Here is a 16,700-nt window from a genome sequence, read left to right as displayed (position 1 = left end):
GTACTTAATCGTGACAGGGACGCACGAACCAAATATCAAAAAGCCATCAACGCTGGAATATTTTCGACGAAAGACACCACCCCTCGCAGAAGGACTATTTTTGTAAACCATCAATCCTGCGTTCACCGCAGATTCGTTGTGGGAGCGAGGCTGCTCGCGATGGCGGTGCGTCAGTCTACGCACCAGGCCCAAGCCGTTCAGCTACTATCGAAGAACCACTTCAAGGAGGATTCATTCATGGGCGTTCCCGCCAACCGGGCTTTGACCACTGCGCTGGTAGTCATCGATGTACAGAACGACTTCATCCCCGGCGGCCAACTGGCCGTGCCAGGCGGCGATGAGATCGTGCCGCTGATCAACCAACTCGGCCATTCATTCAGGCACGTCGTCCTTGCCCAGGACTGGCACCCGGCCGGGCACGCCTCGTTTGCGTCCAGCCATCCAGGCAAGCAGCCGTTCGACATCGTCCAATTGCCCTACGGCGAGCAGAAACTCTGGCCCGACCACTGCATACAGGGCAGCAATGGCGCCGCGCTGCACCCGGCACTCGACCTCCCCCATGCCAAGCTGATCATTCGCAAGGGCTGCAACCCGGACATCGACAGCTATTCAGCCTTCATGGAAGCGGATCACCTGACCCCTACCGGCTTGACCGGCTATCTCAAGGAACGCGGCATCGACACCGTGTACCTGGTGGGGCTGGCCCTGGATTTCTGCGTGATGTTCTCGGCGCTGGATGCCCGGTTGGCGGGGTTCAATGCGCTGGTGATACTGGATGCCTGCCGGGGCATCGATATCGACGGCTCGATGGAGGCGGCAATCCGACGGATGCAGGAAGCGGGCGTGCAATTGATCGACTCCAGCGCGATAGATGGCCGCCCCTTCGCTTGACGGCTCATACTAGGCGCCTCCGTTCCGGACAGTGAGTCTCCATGCCCTTCCTCGCCCGCACCCACCCGCGTCTGTCCAGCGCCACGGTCCTTGGCCTGGCGGTGGGTATCCTGGTTCCCGTGGACTCGATCATCAGCAAAATCCTGATCGGCTGGAATGTCGGCGTCTGGACCTACCTGGTGCTGATGTCCTGGCTGACCGTGCGGGCCAAGGCGCCCGACGTCCGGCGCATCGCCGAAATCGAAGATGAAAATGCCGGGCTGGTCCTGCTGGTGGTCTGCATCGCGGCATTGGCCAGCCTGGCAACCATCACCTTCGAACTGGCCGGCAGCCGCGACCTGGACGCCGCCGGCAAACTGCTGCATTACGGTTTCACGGCAATGACCGTGATCGGTTCGTGGTTGCTGATCGGGGTGATCTTCAGCGTGCACTACGCGCGGTTGTATTACACCTGGGAAGGCAAGGAGCCGGCGCTACGGTTTGCCGAAGGGCTGACCACGCCCAACTATTGGGACTTCCTGTATTTCTCTTTCACCATCGGGGTCGCGGTGCAGACGTCCGACGTGGGAGTCGCCACCCGGCAGCTGCGCAAGATCGTCCTGGCGCAGTCGTTGATCGGGTTTGTGTTCAACACGGCGATCCTGGGGTTTTCGATCAATATTGCGGCGGGGTTGTTTGGGTAAGGGGCCATTGGGACCGCTTCGCGGTCCAGCGGGAGCAAGCTCCCTCGCCACAGAGATCGGACCGAGGCTCAAGCGGGTGTTGGCAGCCACAGCCTGAAGCGCGCCCCGCCCAGCGGCGAGGCTTCGACGGTCAGCGTGCCGCCCTGGGCTTCCAGGGCTCGGCGGCTGATGGCCAGGCCAAGGCCAAAGCCACCGGTGGCGCGGTCGCGGCTGCGATCCAAACGGTAGAACGGCTCGAACACGCGCTCGCGTTCGCTGTCGGGAATGCCGATGCCATCGTCGTCGACCCAGATCTCACAGCCTTGATCACTGACCAGCACGCCCACCTGGATGCGCTTTTCGCAATAGCGCATGGCATTGCGCAGCAGGTTCTGCAAGGCCCGTGCGGTCAGGCGTGGGTCCAGTACGAAACGCTCCAGCGCCCCATGCAGCAGCACGTCGATCACCACGTCCGGCGCCGCCAGGTCCTCGTCGACGCTGCCCAGGATGCTGTCGATGAACTCGTCCAATGCCACCTCGACCCGTTCGGGCAGGCGTTGCGGGTTCTGCAGACGGCTGTAGGACAGCAGTTCCAGCACCAACTCATCCAGCTCACGAATGTGCGCCACCAACCCTTGCAGGCGCTCGCGACTGGCCGGCGGCAGGTCATCGGACAGCGCCAGGGCCAGGCCGAAGTCGAGCCGTGTCAGTGGCGTGCGCAGTTCGTGGGACACGGCGTTGAGCAGGTCCCGCTGTTGGTTGAGCAGGTTCTCGATGTCACCCGCCATGGTGTCGAACACATGGGCCAGGCTGCCGATGTTCGAACTGGAGGCAATGTGCGTACGCTCACCCAGATGACCTTTGCCGAAGCGTTCGGCGGTGCGCCTGAGGCGCTCCAGGTCGCGCCAGTGAGGCCGCAACCAGAGCAACAGGCAGGCCAGCATGGTCGCGCCGATCAACACGTTGATGCTCCAGTACAACCAGCTGACGTCGGCCGGGTCCGGCGGCACGACCATCTTCACCGCTGTGCGCCCGTCCAGCGGCGCCGCCGCCAAGGTGCGCCAGGCCCAGTCACCGATACGCACCACGTTCTCGCCGCGCTTGAGACGTGCCTGCTCATCGGCACTGAAGCCGCCGTCATCGATCGCCGCCAGCTCGATGCGCAGCGGCTCGAACTCCTTGTCCATCTGCGCCGCCAGCGCCGGCCACTGCTCGCTGGGCACGGCGCGGAACTGCTTGACCATCAAGGTTTGCAGGCCACGGGAGTAATCGAGGTTGTAGGTCATGAAACGGTCTTGGAACAGGCGGATCACCAGTTCCGGCATCAGGTAGATCGCCGCGCTGTAGGACACGATAGTGACCAGGTAAAGGCGAATCAGCAGCTTCCACATCGGTTCAACATTCCCACTCGGAACGACTGAACAGATAACCCTTGCCCCACACGGTCTTGATCTTGCGGGCTTCGTCGGCATTGTCGTCGAACTTGCGCCGCAACTTGGAAATCGCCACGTCCACCGAACGGTCGGTGCCGTTGAACTCGATGCCGCGCAGGCGCTGCAGGATCTGGTCTCGGCTCAGTACTTCGCCGGAATGCCGGGCCAGCACCACCAGCAGGTTGTATTCGCCGCTGGACAGCTCCACCGCTTGTCCGCGCCAGGTTACGGTGCGCTCGGACAGGTCGATGCAGAGGTTGCCCATGAGGATGCGGTCGTTGACCGTCTGCGGCTCGGTCAGGCTGCTGCGGCGCAACAAGGTACGCACTCGCGCCAGCAGCACCCGGGGCTCGCAAGGCTTGGTGACGTAGTCATCGGCGCCCATCTCCAGGCCCAGGACCTGGTCGTGGCTGTCGTCCCGGGCAGTGAGCATCAAGATCGGCAAGGTCGCCGAGTCGGCCCGCAGCAGGCGGCAGACTTGCAAGCCGTCCAGCCCCGGCAGCATCAGGTCGAGAATCACCAGGTCCGGCGGATCGACGCGTGCCCGTTCACGCACATGATCGCCACGGCTGAGCACGCTGACCTGATAACCGTTGCGCTCCAGGTAACTGGCGATCAGTTCGGAGAGTGCGCAGTCGTCTTCGACCAGGAGGATGTTGGGCATGGGTGTTTCCAGAAAGTGCTGTGGCGCCTGGTTGGGCCTCATCGCGAGCGAGCTTGCTCGCGATGGAGACGCCACAGGCGCAGAAAATCTCAAGCTGCCAAGGATATACGCCCCCGCTCATCCACGAGCAAAACCCTTACACAATTTCACACAGCCACTACAAAACGTTACCGCTGGGCCCGCAGCAGATCCGCCGCACACGAGGTGATCCGCTGGCAAGCATCCGCCAGCTTCACCTGATCGACCACCAGCCCGAGGCGGATATGCCCTGCCGCACTGGGCCCGAACGCCTCGCCGGCCAGCACCGACACGCCATAGTCGTCCAACAACCGTTCGGCAAATGCCTGGGCGTCGAGACCGGTCCGGCGCACATCGACCATCACGAACATGCCGCCATCGGGCCGCACCGGCTTGAGGCCTGGGCAGTCGTCGAGCATGGCGCACACCAGGTCCCGGCGCTGGCGATACTCGTCGTGCATCTGCGCCACTTCCGGCAACGCCTGCTCCAGGGCAACCTGGGCTGCGCGTTGCACGAAATCCGGCAGGCCAAACAACATACACAAGGACAGGTTTGCCAAATGGTCGGCGAGGGATTCAGGGCCGATGACCCAGCCAATGCGCCAGCCGGTCATGGCGTGGGATTTGGACAGGCTGTTGATCGTCGCGGTGCGCTCGGCCATGCCCGGTAGGCTGGCGGGGCTGATGTGCTCGCCGTCATAGAGCAAGTCGCTGTAGACCTCGTCACTGATCAGCCACAGGTCATGTTCGATGCACAACCGGGCCAATGCCTGCCAGGTGGGCATCGGCAGGCTGGCGCCGGACGGGTTGTTCGGGCTGTTGAGCAGCATCGCCCGGGTACGCGGGGTCACAAGACGGGCAACGTCCGCAGGTTCGACCCGAAAACCGTTCTCCGGACGGACCGCCACCGGCACCACTGTCGCCCCGCAGGCACCGAACACTGCTTCATAGGTGACATACATCGGCTCGGCGACGATGACTTCGTCGCCAGGGTTGAGCAGGCATTGCGCGACCGCATACACCGCGCACTGCGCCCCCGGCAGTACGACGACCTGTTCGGCCCCCGCAGGCTGGCCGCAACGCAGGCGATGACGCCGGGCAATACTGGTCCGCAAGGTGTGCAAGCCGCGGATGTCCGAATAATGGGTCTCACCGGCCCGCAGGCTGCCCACGGCAGCATCGACAATGGCGCGCGGGGTGTCGAAGTCCGGATCGCCCACTGACAGCAACAACACATCCATGCCCTGTTCGCGCATGGCCAGCGCCCGGTCGTGAATCTGCCAGGCGGCGGCACCATCGCCGGTGATGCGTTGGGTCAAGACTGAAAAGCGCATGTATCTCTCCTGATTGCGCGATATCCAGCCTCAACCCTATCTCAAATCACAAACCGCGCCACCATCGCATTCAACCCCACCGCCAGGCGCGACAGTTCGTGGGTCGCATCGCTGGTCTGTTTGGCGCCGCTGGCCGACTGGGTGGCCAGGTCGCGAATGTTCACCAGGTTGCGGTCCACTTCCCGGGAAACCTGGGCCTGTTCCTCCGATGCACTGGCGATGACCAGATTGCGCTCGTTGATCTGGTGGATCGACTGAGTGATCTGCTCCAGGGCCACGCCGGCGGCGCGGGCCATTTCCAGAGTGCTTTGGGTACGCTGGTTGCTTTGTTGCATCGACTGCACGGCCTGGCCGGTGCCGTTCTGGATACCGGCGACCATTTTTTCGATTTCCTGGGTCGATTGCGCAGTGCGATGGGCCAGGGCCCGGACTTCGTCGGCCACCACCGCAAAACCGCGTCCGGCCTCCCCGGCGCGAGCGGCTTCGATGGCGGCGTTGAGGGCCAGCAGGTTGGTCTGTTCGGCGATGGCGCGGATCACGTCCAGCACCTTGCCGATGTCGCGGCCCTGGACCGCCAGGCCTTCGATCATCGAGGCGGTGGCCTGCACGTCGTGGGTCATGGTCTGGATCGCGTCGACGGTTTCGACCACACGTGTGCGGCCTTCCTGGGCGGCCTGGGTCGATTGGTTCGACGCCTCGGAGGTGGACACCGCGTTACGGGCTACCTCTTCGACCGCGGCGGTCATTTCGTTGACCGCCGTGGCCGCCTGTTCGATTTCGTTGTGCTGCTGTTGCAGGCCGCGGGAGGATTCCTGGGTCACGGCGCTCAGCTCTTGCGCCGCAGCGCCCAGTTGAGTGGCCGAACCGGCAATCTGCTCGATGGTCTGGCGCAGGCTGACTTGCATGGTGGCCAAGGCCTGGAGCAACCGGCCGGGCTCATCCTTGCCATCGTCCGCGATGACCTGGACCAGGTTGCCGCTGGCAATGGTCCGCGCAGCCTCCAATGCCCGGTTGAGCGGCGCGACGATGCTGCGGGTCAGCAGCAAGGCCAGCACCACGGTGGCCAGGGCGGCGGAGATCGAGACAATAATGATGCCGGTGATCGCGCTATCGTAGTGCTCACCTGCCTTGGCCGATGATTCGCTGGCACCGGCCACGTTGATCGCGATGAGCTTGTTGAGCTGCTCGCCCATCAGGTCGGTACCTTCCTTGATTCGCGTATTGATGTGGGTGCGCAGCTCATCGGCCTTGTTCTGCCGCGACAGGTCGAGCATTTCCTTCTGGGCTTGCAGGTATTTTTCCAGGGTCGCGGAAAAGACCTTGTACAGTTCGGCCTCCTGCGGCGTGCTCGGCAGCGCGGCGTAGCTGCTATTGGCCTTGTTCAGTTTTTCCACCAGCACGCCGATGCGGCTCTCGGCCTCGGTCAGGCTGGCCGGATCCCGGTTGACCAGAATGCGGAACGAGAGGATGCGCATGCGCAGCACGTTCTCCAGCACATTGGCCAGATAGCCGACGCTGGGCACCTGGGTCTGTTCCATCTCCAGCGAGGCCTGGCGAATGACAGACATGCGGTTGGCGGCGAATACGCCGAGGATAACGACGAGCAACGCGATGACGGCGAAGCCGAGAAAGGCTCGTGGGGCGATATTCAGGCTGCGTAGGGACATGGAAAGACCTCGAAATGTTGGGTCGAGCGTCCATGCTGGCAAGCGCACTGATTGGAGTTATGGGGGTATACGCTTAATCCGTTATCGGCTGGGCTTTAGGGTTTGTGCAGGGTTGTGTAAAAAAAATATTTCCCAATGCTTTTTGTGGCGAGGGAGCTTGCTCCCGCTGGGTTGCGCAGCAGCCCAAATCGAACGTGGTCAACCTTGCACATTGCGGTGGATGGTTTCGGGGCCGCTTCGCGGCCCAACGGGAGCAAGCTCCCTCGCCACGGGTACAGTGTTCGACCGCTTTATCGATGCGCCACCCGCCAAAGCCGTGCAATGTCCCGGGCACGCTCGCTCAGCAGGCGCGGGGCGTCGGTGCAGGCTTGCTGCAAGGTCATCGGTCCGCTGGCCAGGGCGAAGGCGGCGTCGATGCCGTGTTCATACAGCGCCTGGTAACCCTCCCCCAACGTGCCAGCAATGACCACCACCGGTACACCGTGCTGGCGGGCGATGCGGGCCACGCCGAAGGGGGTCTTGCCGCGCAGGGTCTGGGCGTCGAAACGGCCTTCGCCGGTGATCACCAGGTCGGCACCGCTGACCGCCTCGGCCAGCCCGGTCAATTGGGCGACAACGTCCACGCCGGTACGAAACTGCGCCCCCAGGAACGCCTTGGCCGCGAACCCCAGGCCACCGGCGGCGCCGCTGCCCGGCTCGTCGCGCACATCCTTGTTCAGCGCCCGCGCGCAGCGTTCGGCGAAATGCCCCAGGGCCCGGTCCAGTGCCTGCACTTGAGAAGCCGAAGCGCCCTTCTGCGGACCGAAAACCACGGACGCGCCATGGGGGCCGCACAGCGGGTTATCGACATCGGCGGCGATCTCGAAGCTGACCCGGGCCAGGCGTGGGTCGAGTTCACTCAGGTCGATGTGCGACAGGTTCACCAAGGCCAGGCCACCGGGAGGAAGGGGTTGGCCCTGGTTATCCAGCAACACCACGCCCAGGGCCTGCATCGCACCGGCCCCGGCGTCGTTGGTGGCACTGCCGCCGATCGCCAGGATGACCCGGCCAGCGCCCTCATCGAGGGCCGCGCGAATCAGCTCGCCGGTGCCGTAGGTGCTGCTGGAACAGGCGTCGCGTTGCCCCGGCGGCACCAGTTGCAAGCCACTGGCTTCGGCCATTTCGATGATCGCGGTGCGGCTCTCGGCCAACCAGCCCCAGCGCGCCTCGACAGCGACACCCAACGGACCGCGGACCCGGGTGTGGCGCCACTCACCGTGACAGGCCGCCAACACCGACTCCACCGTCCCCTCCCCGCCGTCCGCCATCGGGCATTTGATCAACTGCGCATCCGGCCAGACCTCGGCCAGCCCCTGGGCGATGGCATCGGCGACGCCCTGGGCACTGAGGCTGTCCTTGAACGAGTCGGGGGCGATGACTATTTTCATATTATTCTCCGGTTCCGATGCACAGCATGCTGCCAGTTGACCGCCGCCATGATGCCGGTCCGCTGCACAAAAGGCAGCGGGCATTATTGTTCAAATTCACAAATACAGGTTTTCCAGGAAGATTCAGGTTGAAGCTGCCGGCCTCATCGCGAGCAGGCTCGCTCCCACAGTTGATTTGGAGGGTGTTTGAGAATTCTGTTTGATCCGTGCGGTGGTTCTGGGGTTTGATTGGGCCTTTCCCCATGGATGAAAGGATCTTGTCATGAGCTACCGCACGCTAGGCCATTCCGGGTTGCAAGTCTCGACGCTGACCCTGGGCACGATGATGTTCGGCGAACAGACCAGCACCGAGGATTCGCTGCGGATCATCGACAAGGCCTGGGACCAGGGCATCAATTTCATCGACACCGCGGACGTCTACACCAACGGTCGCTCCGAGGAAATCGTCGGCGAGGCAATCGCCCGTCATCGCCAGGAATGGGTGCTGGCCACCAAGGTCGGCTTCGGCCCGCCGGACGGCATGCCCAACCGCAGCGGCCTGAGCCGCAAGCACATATTCAATGGAATCGAGGCCAGCCTGACGCGCCTGGGCACCGATTACCTGGACATCTATTACCTGCACCGCGAAGACCACAACACGCCGCTGCACGTCACCGTATCGGCCATCGGCGACTTGATTCGCCAAGGCAAGATTCGCTACTGGGGCCTGTCGAACTACCGTGGCTGGCGCATCGCCGAAGTGATCAGGATCGCCGACAGCCTGGGCATCGACCGACCGGTGATCAGCCAACCGCTGTACAACATCGTCAACCGCCAGGCCGAAACCGAACAGATCACTGCCGCGCAGAACTACGGCCTCGGCGTGGTGCCGTTCAGCCCCCTGGCCCGAGGCGTGCTCAGCGGCAAATACGCACCGGACGTGGCGCCGGACGCCAATAGCCGCGCCGGACGCCAGGACAAACGCATCCTGGAAACCGAGTGGCGGGTCGAGTCCCTGCGCATTGCCCAGCAGATCCTGCAATACACCCAAGGCCGCGGCGTGGGCATCGTCGAGTTCGCCATCGCCTGGGTGCTGAACAACAACGCCGTGACCTCGGCCATCGTCGGGCCGCGCACCGAGGAGCAGTGGGACTCGTACACCAAGGCGCAATCGGTGAAGATCAGCGCGGAAGATGAAGCGTTCATCGATTCGCTGGTGACGCCGGGGCATGCGTCGACGCCGGGGTTCAACGATGTGAGCCATTTCGTGCCGGGGCGAGTACCGCGTACCTCATAAGATCGTTGAAGTGCACCCTCTGTGGCGAGGGGATTTATCCCCGCTGGGCTGCGAAGCAGCCCCCTGGGCCTGGCACCACGAAATCTCAGGTTTCACGAACGGGGGCTTCGCCCCCAGCGGGGATAAATCCCCTCGCCACAAAGGGTGCTAGTTGCTCCCCTCAAGAGAATAAAAGTGTCCAAAGGCATCGCTCTATCGGTCTCGGCCTCCGCGCTGTTCGCCGTCATGTACTACTACACCTCGTTGCTCTCACCGCTGACCGGCGTGGAGATCTTCGGCTGGCGCATGCTGCTGACGATGCCGTGCATGACCGCGTTCATGCTGGTGACGCGGGAATGGAAACTGGTCACGGCGCTGATCCAACGCCTGATCGCCACGCCACGGCTGTTGATCGCAGCAATAGCCTCGTCGGCACTGATGGGCGCGCAACTGTGGCTGTTCATGTGGGCGCCGCTCAATGGCTACAGCCTGGACGTGTCGCTGGGGTACTTCCTGTTGCCGCTGTCGATGGTCCTGACCGGACGCATCGTCTATGGCGAACGTCTTTCCTACCTGCAGAAAGTCGCCGTGTTCTTCGCCACCCTGGGCGTGTTCAACGAGTTGTACCAGGTGGGTGGTTTTTCCTGGGCAACCTTGCTGGTGGTGATTGGCTACCCGATCTATTTCATCCTGCGCAAACGCATCAAGACCGACAACCTGGGTGGACTCTGGCTGGACATGACCCTGATGCTCCCCGTTGCACTGTGGTTCGTGCAAAGCGGTGAACAGGGCCTCGACGTTTTCGATCAATACCCATGGCTGTCGCTGCTGATCCCGGTGCTCGGGGTGATCAGCGCCAGCGCGCTGGTGTCCTACATCGTCGCCAGTCGATTGCTGCCGTTCAGCCTGTTCGGGCTGTTGAGTTATGTTGAGCCGGTGTTGCTGCTGGGCGTTGCGCTGCTGTTGGGTGAAAGCATCAAGGCCGGTGAATGGCTGACCTATATCCCGATCTGGATGGCCGTGGCGGTGTTGGTGTTCGAAGGCTTCAAGCACCTGGTGCGGCAGCAGCGCAGGACTTAAGGTCACCGCCTGCCCTGTGGGAGCTTGCTCGCGATGGCGGTGGATCAGTTGGCGCAGATGTAGGCTGTGCCGCCGCTATCGCGAGCAAGCTCGCTTGTATGGTAGGACTTGAAGGGAGGAGGAGGGACAAAGCTCGATTCTGACTGTTAGCCGCAGTACAGACCGTGGGAGATTTCACCCCTCCTCCTTTCACCCAAGCGCCGATAAAGAATGCATCTGGCCTAGACCGACGATAGGAACAAGCCTGCGCCTCTGGGTGAACCCTTCAAGTGTTCAAACCTTAGCCCGGAGGATTTTCAATGGCAATGCCGGTTTCTGTCGCAAAGCCGATCGTGGGTGTTGATGTCGCCAAAGATGAGTTGGTGATTTATCACGCAGAAACAGATCGACTGGAAGCGATCCCCAACACCAAGGCAGCGATCAAAAAGTGGCTCAAGGAGTTGTCCGCGCCAGTGGATGTCGCCATCGAAGCCACCAATATCTATCATCAGGAATTCGCCGACCTGGCTTATGCGAAAGGCTGTGTGATCTACATGATCGGCGGCTACGAGCTCAGCCATTACCGCAAAGGTGTGAAAGTTCGCGCTAAAACCGATGCGCTGGATGCTCGGTTGTTGGCTCGCTACTTGAACAACGAAGGCCACCAGTTGCACCCGTGGACCCCGCCATCGCCCTTGTATTGCCGGCTTATAAGCCTCTTCCGACGTCGGGCAGCCTTGGTCCAGGCGCGTGTCAGCCTCAAGCAAAGTTGGTCCAACGAACCGTTGCTCAAAAGGGCCTTTGAGAACCAGATAAAAGCCATGCAACGACTGGAGATCTTGCTCGAGAAAACAATCCAGACGCAGTTGGAAGCCGCTGGCTTGGGCGCTCAGCTCAAGCGTTGCATGAAAGTCGAAGGCATTGGCCTGTTGAACGGTGCCCGTTTGCTCACGTCGTTTCAGCGTGGGGATTTCAGAAATGCCGATGCCTTCATCGCTTTTCTGGGCCTAGACCTGCGTATATCGGACTCAGGGAAAAAGAAGGGACGCCGCTGCCTGTCTAAGCGAGGTGACCCAGAGGCCCGTCGATTGATGCATAACGCCGCGATGTCGGCAAGGCGCACAGCGGCATGGAAGGGTTTTTATGAGGCACTAAGGGCCCGGGGACTCAGCACAACCGAAGCATTAGTGGCACTGGCCCGCAAGCTTGCCCGAGTGGTATTCGCCCTGCTGAAGAACCAGAGCGAATACTTACCGAAAGGCATTTAGGGGGTAGTCCTGCACCATAGAATCTCCCACAGTCTGGATTTGTATCGGCATGAAAAAACCCGCCTGGCATCACTGCCAGGCGGGCTTTTTTTGCACTCAGGCCTTACTCGGTCGCCAGCACTCCACGGCGCACCTGGTCGCGCTCGATGGATTCGAACAGCGCCTTGAAGTTGCCTTCGCCGAAACCATCATCGCCCTTGCGCTGGATGAATTCGAAGAACACCGGCCCCATCAGGGTTTCCGAGAAGATCTGCAACAACAGGCGCTTGTCGCCCTGCTCGGAAGCACCGTCCAGCAGAATGCCTCGCGATTGCAGTTCATCCACCGGTTCGCCGTGGTTCGGCAGGCGGCCTTCGAGCATTTCGTAGTAAGTATCCGGCGGCGCGGTCATGAAGCGCATGCCGATGCTTTTCAGGTGATCCCAGGTCTTGACCAGGTCATCGGTGAGGAAAGCCACGTGCTGGATGCCTTCGCCATTGAACTGCATCAGGAACTCTTCGATCTGTCCGGCGCCCTTGGACGATTCTTCGTTCAACGGGATACGGATCATGCCATCCGGGGCGGTCATGGCCTTGGAGGTCAGGCCGGTGTATTCGCCCTTGATGTCGAAGTAACGGATCTCGCGGAAGTTGAACAGCTTCTCGTAGAATCCGGCCCAGTAGGCCATGCGCCCGCGATACACGTTGTGGGTCAGGTGGTCGATGATTTTCAGGCCCGCGCCCACCGGGTTGCGGTCAACGCCCTCGATGAACACAAAGTCGATGTCATAGATCGAGCTGCCTTCGCCAAAACGGTCAATCAGGTACAGCGGCGCACCGCCGATGCCTTTGATCGCCGGCAGGTTCAGCTCCATCGGGCCGGTCTCGATGTGGATCGGCTGGGCGCCGAGCTCCAGGGCACGTTTGTAGGCCTTTTGCGAATCCTTGACCCGGAACGCCATGCCGCACACAGACGGACCATGCTCGGCGGCAAAGTATGACGCCACGCTGTGGGGTTCGTTGTTGAGGATCAGGTTGATCGCGCCCTGGCGATACAGGTGCACGTCCTTGGAGCGGTGGGTGGCCACTTTGGTGAAGCCCATGATCTCGAAGATCGGCTCCAGGGTATTGGGGGTCGGGGATGCGAATTCGATGAATTCGAAGCCCATCAGGCCCATGGGGTTTTCGTATAGATCTGCCATGTCGGCGCCTCATCAGTCGGGTCAATTAACAAAAAACGTTAGTTGCTGGCGATGCTGAGGACACGGGGCGGCGCGCAGGAAATGCCACGAACGCTGCGGGCGAGGAAATCGCCATAGATCAGTTGAAACCCAAGTATCTTCATTGTCGACCCAAGGCTCTTGCGGGCGAGGCTTCTGCTGCCAGAAGACGTTATTCTTATATGCGTAACCCGATTCTACACAGCGTAAACTGGTTTGTCCGCCTTCTGTATCAAATCGCCTTTTCCTTCGACCGCGCAAGGGGTTTGTTGCACAGGAAAATGCCCACCAGAATCACGCCCCCGCCGACACACATCAAGGCCGTGAGCCGTTCGTCCAGCAGCAGCGCCCCCAACAGCACCGCCGTCAACGGATTGAGCGCGATGAACACCCCGGAACGGGTCGCACCGATCCGGCGAATGCCGTCATACCAGGCGATATAGGCCAGGGCCGAGCCCAGCACGCCGAGGTACAACAGGCTCAGCCATTGCTCCAAATCCAGCGCGCGCAGGGCTTCGACACGAATCTCGCCCGCCGCCGCGCAGGCCAGCCACAGCATCAGCGTGCCCAGCAGAATCGACCAGGTCACGGTCTGCAAGGGGCCGAGGCTGTCATTCAAGCGCCTGGAAAACAGCGAATAGATGCCCCAGCCCAGCACGCAACCAAAAATCAGCAGGTCGCCGATCCAACCCTGCGCGGCGCCTTGCAACAAGGACGGATCACGACTGACGATTACCAGCCCCGCCCCACCGATGCAGAGCACGATGCCCGCCACTTTCAAGCGGCTCAACCGCTCCTTGAACAACCACCAGGACGCCAGCCCGATCACCGCTGGGTTCAAGGCCACGATCAGCGAAGCCCGCGACGCGTTGATGTACTGCAAGCCATAGAAGAAGCACAGGTTGTAGAAAAAGATGCCGAAGAAGCCCAGCGCGGCCAAGTGCAGCCCCTGCTTCACACTGGGCCTGGCCAGCGGGATCCCGGCCAGGGCGAGAAACGCCAGCAGCGCGATACTCGCCAACAGGAAACGCAGGCTGGCGGCAAACATCGGCGCCAAGGCATCGGAAAGGATCCGGCCGGCGACGAAGGTCCCGCCCCAGATCATGGTGACCATGGCGAGCTTCAGGTAGACCGGCAGGTCTGATGGGGTTGGGAGGGTTTGTTCGAGGGTTTTCATGATTTCACCACATTGAGATCAATCGGACATCCGTGGCGAGGGAGCTCGCTCCCGCTGGACCGCGCAGCGGGCCCCTGCTGATTTGGCCCGGAGGGCTGCTTCACGCCCTGAGCTCTTCCGTCAACATGCTTTCGTTGCCTCCGGTGCTCTTATCAAAGGCGAGTCGTGGCGGGCCAAGGCTTGTAAATAGACGCTCTCGTCATACTGGGATCCAGCATTCCAGCACCGATAAACGATCCTGATCCATTTAAAAGCCAGTGCCCTCAGGGCTGCTTGATGAGAGCAGCCTTTGGCCTTCTGTTGGCGATAGTACGCCCCTGCCCATACCGATTGATTGATGCTGTGGGCAGCCCACTCGACAAATGTCTGGCGCAAAAAGGTTGAACATTGATAGCGCCAGCGAACGATTTTCTTCTTGCCACTGCGCTCGGTAACCGGAGCGATCCCGGCATATCGCTGCATAGCACCAGCATCCTTGAAGCGATCACGTTGCTCACCAAAAGCTACCATTAGCCGTGGTGCAAGCTGTTGCCCGGCTCCAGGCAAGGATTTGAAGAGGCTGTAATCGGCCAGGGTATTGGCCGTTTCTTCGATCGCCGCATCAAACTGCTTGATCGCCACCAGCATCCCACTCAGTTGCGATGCCAGGGTCCGCACATACAGCGCTGAAGGGTTAACAATCCCCGGATCCTCTGTCAGCGGCGTGGCCTTGAGGATCAAGGCCAGACGCTGCTGATTGAGTTCTGCATGGCGAACATTATGCGCGTTAAGAAACTTCAAAACGCTTGTAGGCCGAGCACGTTTAAGTGTTTCCAACGTCGACCAGCGCTCCAGGAAATCACAGAACACCTGTGTGTCATGATCGTGGAACAACTCCAGCGCCAACGGATAGTACTGCTTGAGCATGCAAACCAACCGATTACTGATTCTTACCCGCTCATCAACCAAGGTTCTCCGATGTTCAGTCAAGCTAGCCAGAGAACGTATGGCAGGACTTTGTTTCTCCTGCTGGGGAAATCTGTCGGGATGCTTGAGCAATAGCTCAAGTGCCCACTGGGCATCGCTCGGATCGTCCTTCGCACCGCTGGGAACGAAGGCCTTACGCTGCTTGGCTAAGGTGGCGGGGTTGATCGGGAACAAACAAAAAAAATCATATTTTTGCAGGGCCGCTATCAACGGTCCTTTGTCTAACTCCACGGCAATGGCGATAGGACCGCCATAACGCTGATACAGCGCATGAGCCCATTGATCAATAGCTTCGGGGTTGTGTCGGATGACCGAGAAGCACCGCTGGGCTTGCCCAGCAACCTGCAAACAGACGTCATGTTTGGTATCGGCCCAATCAATTCCGATATAAGCAGTGAATTTCTGAGACAAGAGCGTTTGCATCGCACACCTCCACAGACGCTAAAGTACATGCAGGAACATGCATGCTTGCGTCCAGCGAAGGCGATATAGAGAGCCGTGCCCGGCTTTCCCTGAGTGTTCGTTAGAGGGCGCAAGCGCACCTGCTGGGCTCGAAGGTGAAGCAGTAATCATCGAGATGCGTTGCAGCCCTATTCGTAGCTCGCAGGTGCATGTTCCTTCCTCGCAACAACCGGACTCCAGCGAGTATCAGTATGGGGGAGCAAGGAACGGACTACCTATATCGCAGCCCAGCGGGAGCAAGCTCCCTCGCCACAGAAAAGCCTGGACCGCGGTTCCGTGCACGGTTGAGATGTCGCATTGTTTGCCTCATGCTTAATCATCGTAAAATGAGCAATCCCTCATGACCCTCACCCAACTCGAAATCTTCTCTCTGGTCGCCGAGCTGCGGGGGTTCACGGCGGCGGCAACGCGTCTGGGCATCGGCCAGTCAGCGGTGTCCCACGCCATCAAGTCCCTGGAACAAGAATTGGGCGTGGAATTGCTCAGGCGTCATCAATCCCAGGTGGAACTCAGCGACATTGGTCAGCAATTGCTGCTGCGGGCCCGGGCCATGCTCGGGCTGGCCAACACCTTGCGCCAGGAAGCCGCCGATGCCCGAGGCATGCGCCGAGGCACCTTGCGCATCGGCTCGTTCGGGCCGACGTCATCGATGAAACTGTTGCCCGGTATCCTGCGGCGCTATCGAGACTTGCACCCGGGCATCGAAGTGCACATCGATGAAGGGCCCGACAGGCAGGTCCTCCAATGGCTGGACGAACGGCGGATCGACGTCGGCTTCGTGGTGCTGCCCGAGGAGCGTTTCGATACGTTCATGCTGATGGAAGATCAGATGGTCGCCCTGCTGCCCACTAACCATCCCCTCACCGCCCAGGCCAGCCTGAGCCTCAAGGACCTGTGCAACGACCCCTTCGTGCACACCGAGGCCGGATCGTCGGAACTGGTTTCGCGCCTGTTCAATGCCGCCCGGCTGACCCCGAATGTGCGTTTTCGTTGTTCGCAACTGCTCAGCACCCTGGATATCGTCAGGCGCGGTGAGGCGGTGAGCGTGGTGTCCGAGGGGTCGTTGCCGGACGATGGAAATCCCGGTTACGTTGCCCGCCCCTTGTCCCCACGAGTGCCGCGTCAGATTGGCCTGGCAGTCCTGGACAGCCGCCAGGCCTCGCCCGCCACCCTGGCGTTCATCGAGCTGGCCCGACAGTCATGAGCCCGCTCCCACAGT

General features: G+C 61.2%; 14 protein-coding genes and 1 pseudogene. 6 read left to right on the top strand and 9 right to left on the bottom strand.

Features of this window, described 5'->3' with window-relative positions; translation table 11 throughout:
- Positions 1 to 237: 237 nt before the first annotated feature.
- The gene (pncA, locus tag TK06_RS02330; protein ID WP_063320636.1) at positions 238 to 891 is read left to right on the top strand and encodes a bifunctional nicotinamidase/pyrazinamidase; all 654 of its coding nucleotides are present in this window, start codon (positions 238 to 240) and stop codon (positions 889 to 891) included.
- A gap of 41 nt (positions 892 to 932) precedes the next feature.
- Positions 933 to 1,574, top strand: coding sequence for a DUF1345 domain-containing protein (locus TK06_RS02325; RefSeq protein ID WP_063320635.1), 642 nt, complete (start codon positions 933 to 935; stop codon positions 1,572 to 1,574).
- 68 nt (positions 1,575 to 1,642) lie between these two features.
- Here TK06_RS02325 and TK06_RS02320 read toward each other — a convergent pair whose 3' ends face one another.
- The 6 genes and pseudogenes from TK06_RS02320 to TK06_RS02300 all read right to left on the bottom strand — a co-directional run bounded on the left by TK06_RS02320 (position 1,643) and on the right by TK06_RS02300 (position 8,096).
- On the bottom strand, positions 1,643 to 2,944 hold the full coding sequence (locus tag TK06_RS02320) for an ATP-binding protein (RefSeq protein ID WP_063320634.1): 1,302 nt from the start codon (positions 2,942 to 2,944) through the stop codon (positions 1,643 to 1,645).
- Between the two features lie 4 nt (positions 2,945 to 2,948).
- The gene (locus TK06_RS02315; protein WP_063320633.1) at positions 2,949 to 3,650 is read right to left on the bottom strand and encodes a response regulator transcription factor; all 702 of its coding nucleotides are present in this window, start codon (positions 3,648 to 3,650) and stop codon (positions 2,949 to 2,951) included.
- 167 nt (positions 3,651 to 3,817) lie between these two features.
- Positions 3,818 to 5,002 (bottom strand): pyridoxal phosphate-dependent aminotransferase, encoded by a 1,185-nt coding sequence (locus tag TK06_RS02310; RefSeq protein ID WP_063320632.1) that lies wholly within the window; start codon positions 5,000 to 5,002, stop codon positions 3,818 to 3,820.
- Between the two features lie 41 nt (positions 5,003 to 5,043).
- Positions 5,044 to 5,907, bottom strand: coding sequence for a methyl-accepting chemotaxis protein (locus TK06_RS33330; protein WP_371856948.1), 864 nt, complete (start codon positions 5,905 to 5,907; stop codon positions 5,044 to 5,046).
- Positions 5,899 to 6,669: pseudogene (locus tag TK06_RS33325) on the bottom strand (MCP four helix bundle domain-containing protein); the annotation flags it as partial. The pseudogene TK06_RS33325 and the gene TK06_RS33330, both read right to left, overlap by 9 nt.
- A 290-nt stretch (positions 6,670 to 6,959) precedes the next feature.
- Complete coding sequence (locus TK06_RS02300) at positions 6,960 to 8,096, bottom strand: glycerate kinase (RefSeq protein WP_063320630.1); 1,137 nt, start codon at positions 8,094 to 8,096, stop codon at positions 6,960 to 6,962.
- Positions 8,097 to 8,358: 262 nt separating this feature from the next.
- On the opposite strand from TK06_RS02300, the gene TK06_RS02295 reads away from it, so the two are divergent.
- The 3 genes from TK06_RS02295 to TK06_RS02285 all read left to right on the top strand — a co-directional run bounded on the left by TK06_RS02295 (position 8,359) and on the right by TK06_RS02285 (position 11,678).
- Positions 8,359 to 9,372 (top strand): aldo/keto reductase, encoded by a 1,014-nt coding sequence (locus TK06_RS02295; RefSeq protein ID WP_063320629.1) that lies wholly within the window; start codon positions 8,359 to 8,361, stop codon positions 9,370 to 9,372.
- A gap of 174 nt (positions 9,373 to 9,546) precedes the next feature.
- Positions 9,547 to 10,431, top strand: a complete 885-nt coding sequence (gene rarD, locus TK06_RS02290; RefSeq protein ID WP_063320628.1) for an EamA family transporter RarD — start codon at positions 9,547 to 9,549, stop codon at positions 10,429 to 10,431.
- A gap of 299 nt (positions 10,432 to 10,730) precedes the next feature.
- The gene (locus TK06_RS02285) at positions 10,731 to 11,678 is read left to right on the top strand and encodes an IS110 family transposase (RefSeq protein ID WP_063320545.1); all 948 of its coding nucleotides are present in this window, start codon (positions 10,731 to 10,733) and stop codon (positions 11,676 to 11,678) included.
- A 103-nt stretch (positions 11,679 to 11,781) separates the two neighbouring features.
- Here the strand turns inward: TK06_RS02285 and hppD are convergent, their stop codons facing one another.
- The 3 genes from hppD to TK06_RS02270 all read right to left on the bottom strand — a co-directional run bounded on the left by hppD (position 11,782) and on the right by TK06_RS02270 (position 15,442).
- On the bottom strand, positions 11,782 to 12,858 hold the full coding sequence (gene hppD / locus TK06_RS02280) for a 4-hydroxyphenylpyruvate dioxygenase (RefSeq protein WP_003202983.1): 1,077 nt from the start codon (positions 12,856 to 12,858) through the stop codon (positions 11,782 to 11,784).
- 250 nt (positions 12,859 to 13,108) lie between these two features.
- Entirely contained in the window at positions 13,109 to 14,053 is a 945-nt protein-coding gene (locus TK06_RS02275; RefSeq protein ID WP_063320627.1) for a DMT family transporter, read from the bottom strand.
- Between the two features lie 120 nt (positions 14,054 to 14,173).
- Entirely contained in the window at positions 14,174 to 15,442 is a 1,269-nt protein-coding gene (locus tag TK06_RS02270; protein WP_063320322.1) for an IS110 family transposase, read from the bottom strand.
- Between the two features lie 379 nt (positions 15,443 to 15,821).
- On the opposite strand from TK06_RS02270, the gene TK06_RS02265 reads away from it, so the two are divergent.
- Entirely contained in the window at positions 15,822 to 16,685 is an 864-nt protein-coding gene (locus TK06_RS02265; protein ID WP_063320626.1) for a LysR family transcriptional regulator, read from the top strand.
- Positions 16,686 to 16,700: the final 15 nt, after the last annotated feature.

Source organism: Pseudomonas fluorescens (assembly GCF_001623525.1).
GTDB lineage: Bacteria > Pseudomonadota > Gammaproteobacteria > Pseudomonadales > Pseudomonadaceae > Aquipseudomonas > Aquipseudomonas fluorescens_Q.
Note: the sequence above shows the minus strand (reverse complement) of the source record. Positions and strands in the feature narration are given on the sequence as shown.

Bases quoted from the DNA above. Each gene is read 5' to 3' on its own strand.
- TK06_RS33330 (WP_371856948.1), bottom strand. From the start codon at position 5,907: ATGCAAGTCAGCCTGCGCCAGACCATCGAGCAGATTGCCGGTTCGGCC.
- hppD (WP_003202983.1), bottom strand. From the start codon at position 12,858: ATGGCAGATCTATACGAAAACCCCATGGGCCTGATGGGCTTCGAATTC.
- TK06_RS02270 (WP_063320322.1), bottom strand. From the start codon at position 15,442: ATGCAAACGCTCTTGTCTCAGAAATTCACTGCTTATATCGGAATTGAT.
- TK06_RS02295 (WP_063320629.1), top strand. From the start codon at position 8,359: ATGAGCTACCGCACGCTAGGCCATTCCGGGTTGCAAGTCTCGACGCTG.
- TK06_RS02325 (WP_063320635.1), top strand. From the start codon at position 933: ATGCCCTTCCTCGCCCGCACCCACCCGCGTCTGTCCAGCGCCACGGTC.
- TK06_RS02265 (WP_063320626.1), top strand. From the start codon at position 15,822: ATGACCCTCACCCAACTCGAAATCTTCTCTCTGGTCGCCGAGCTGCGG.
- TK06_RS02300 (WP_063320630.1), bottom strand. From the start codon at position 8,096: ATGAAAATAGTCATCGCCCCCGACTCGTTCAAGGACAGCCTCAGTGCC.
- TK06_RS02275 (WP_063320627.1), bottom strand. From the start codon at position 14,053: ATGAAAACCCTCGAACAAACCCTCCCAACCCCATCAGACCTGCCGGTC.
- TK06_RS02285 (WP_063320545.1), top strand. From the start codon at position 10,731: ATGGCAATGCCGGTTTCTGTCGCAAAGCCGATCGTGGGTGTTGATGTC.
- TK06_RS02320 (WP_063320634.1), bottom strand. From the start codon at position 2,944: ATGTGGAAGCTGCTGATTCGCCTTTACCTGGTCACTATCGTGTCCTAC.
- pncA (WP_063320636.1), top strand. From the start codon at position 238: ATGGGCGTTCCCGCCAACCGGGCTTTGACCACTGCGCTGGTAGTCATC.
- TK06_RS02310 (WP_063320632.1), bottom strand. From the start codon at position 5,002: ATGCGCTTTTCAGTCTTGACCCAACGCATCACCGGCGATGGTGCCGCC.
- TK06_RS02315 (WP_063320633.1), bottom strand. From the start codon at position 3,650: ATGCCCAACATCCTCCTGGTCGAAGACGACTGCGCACTCTCCGAACTG.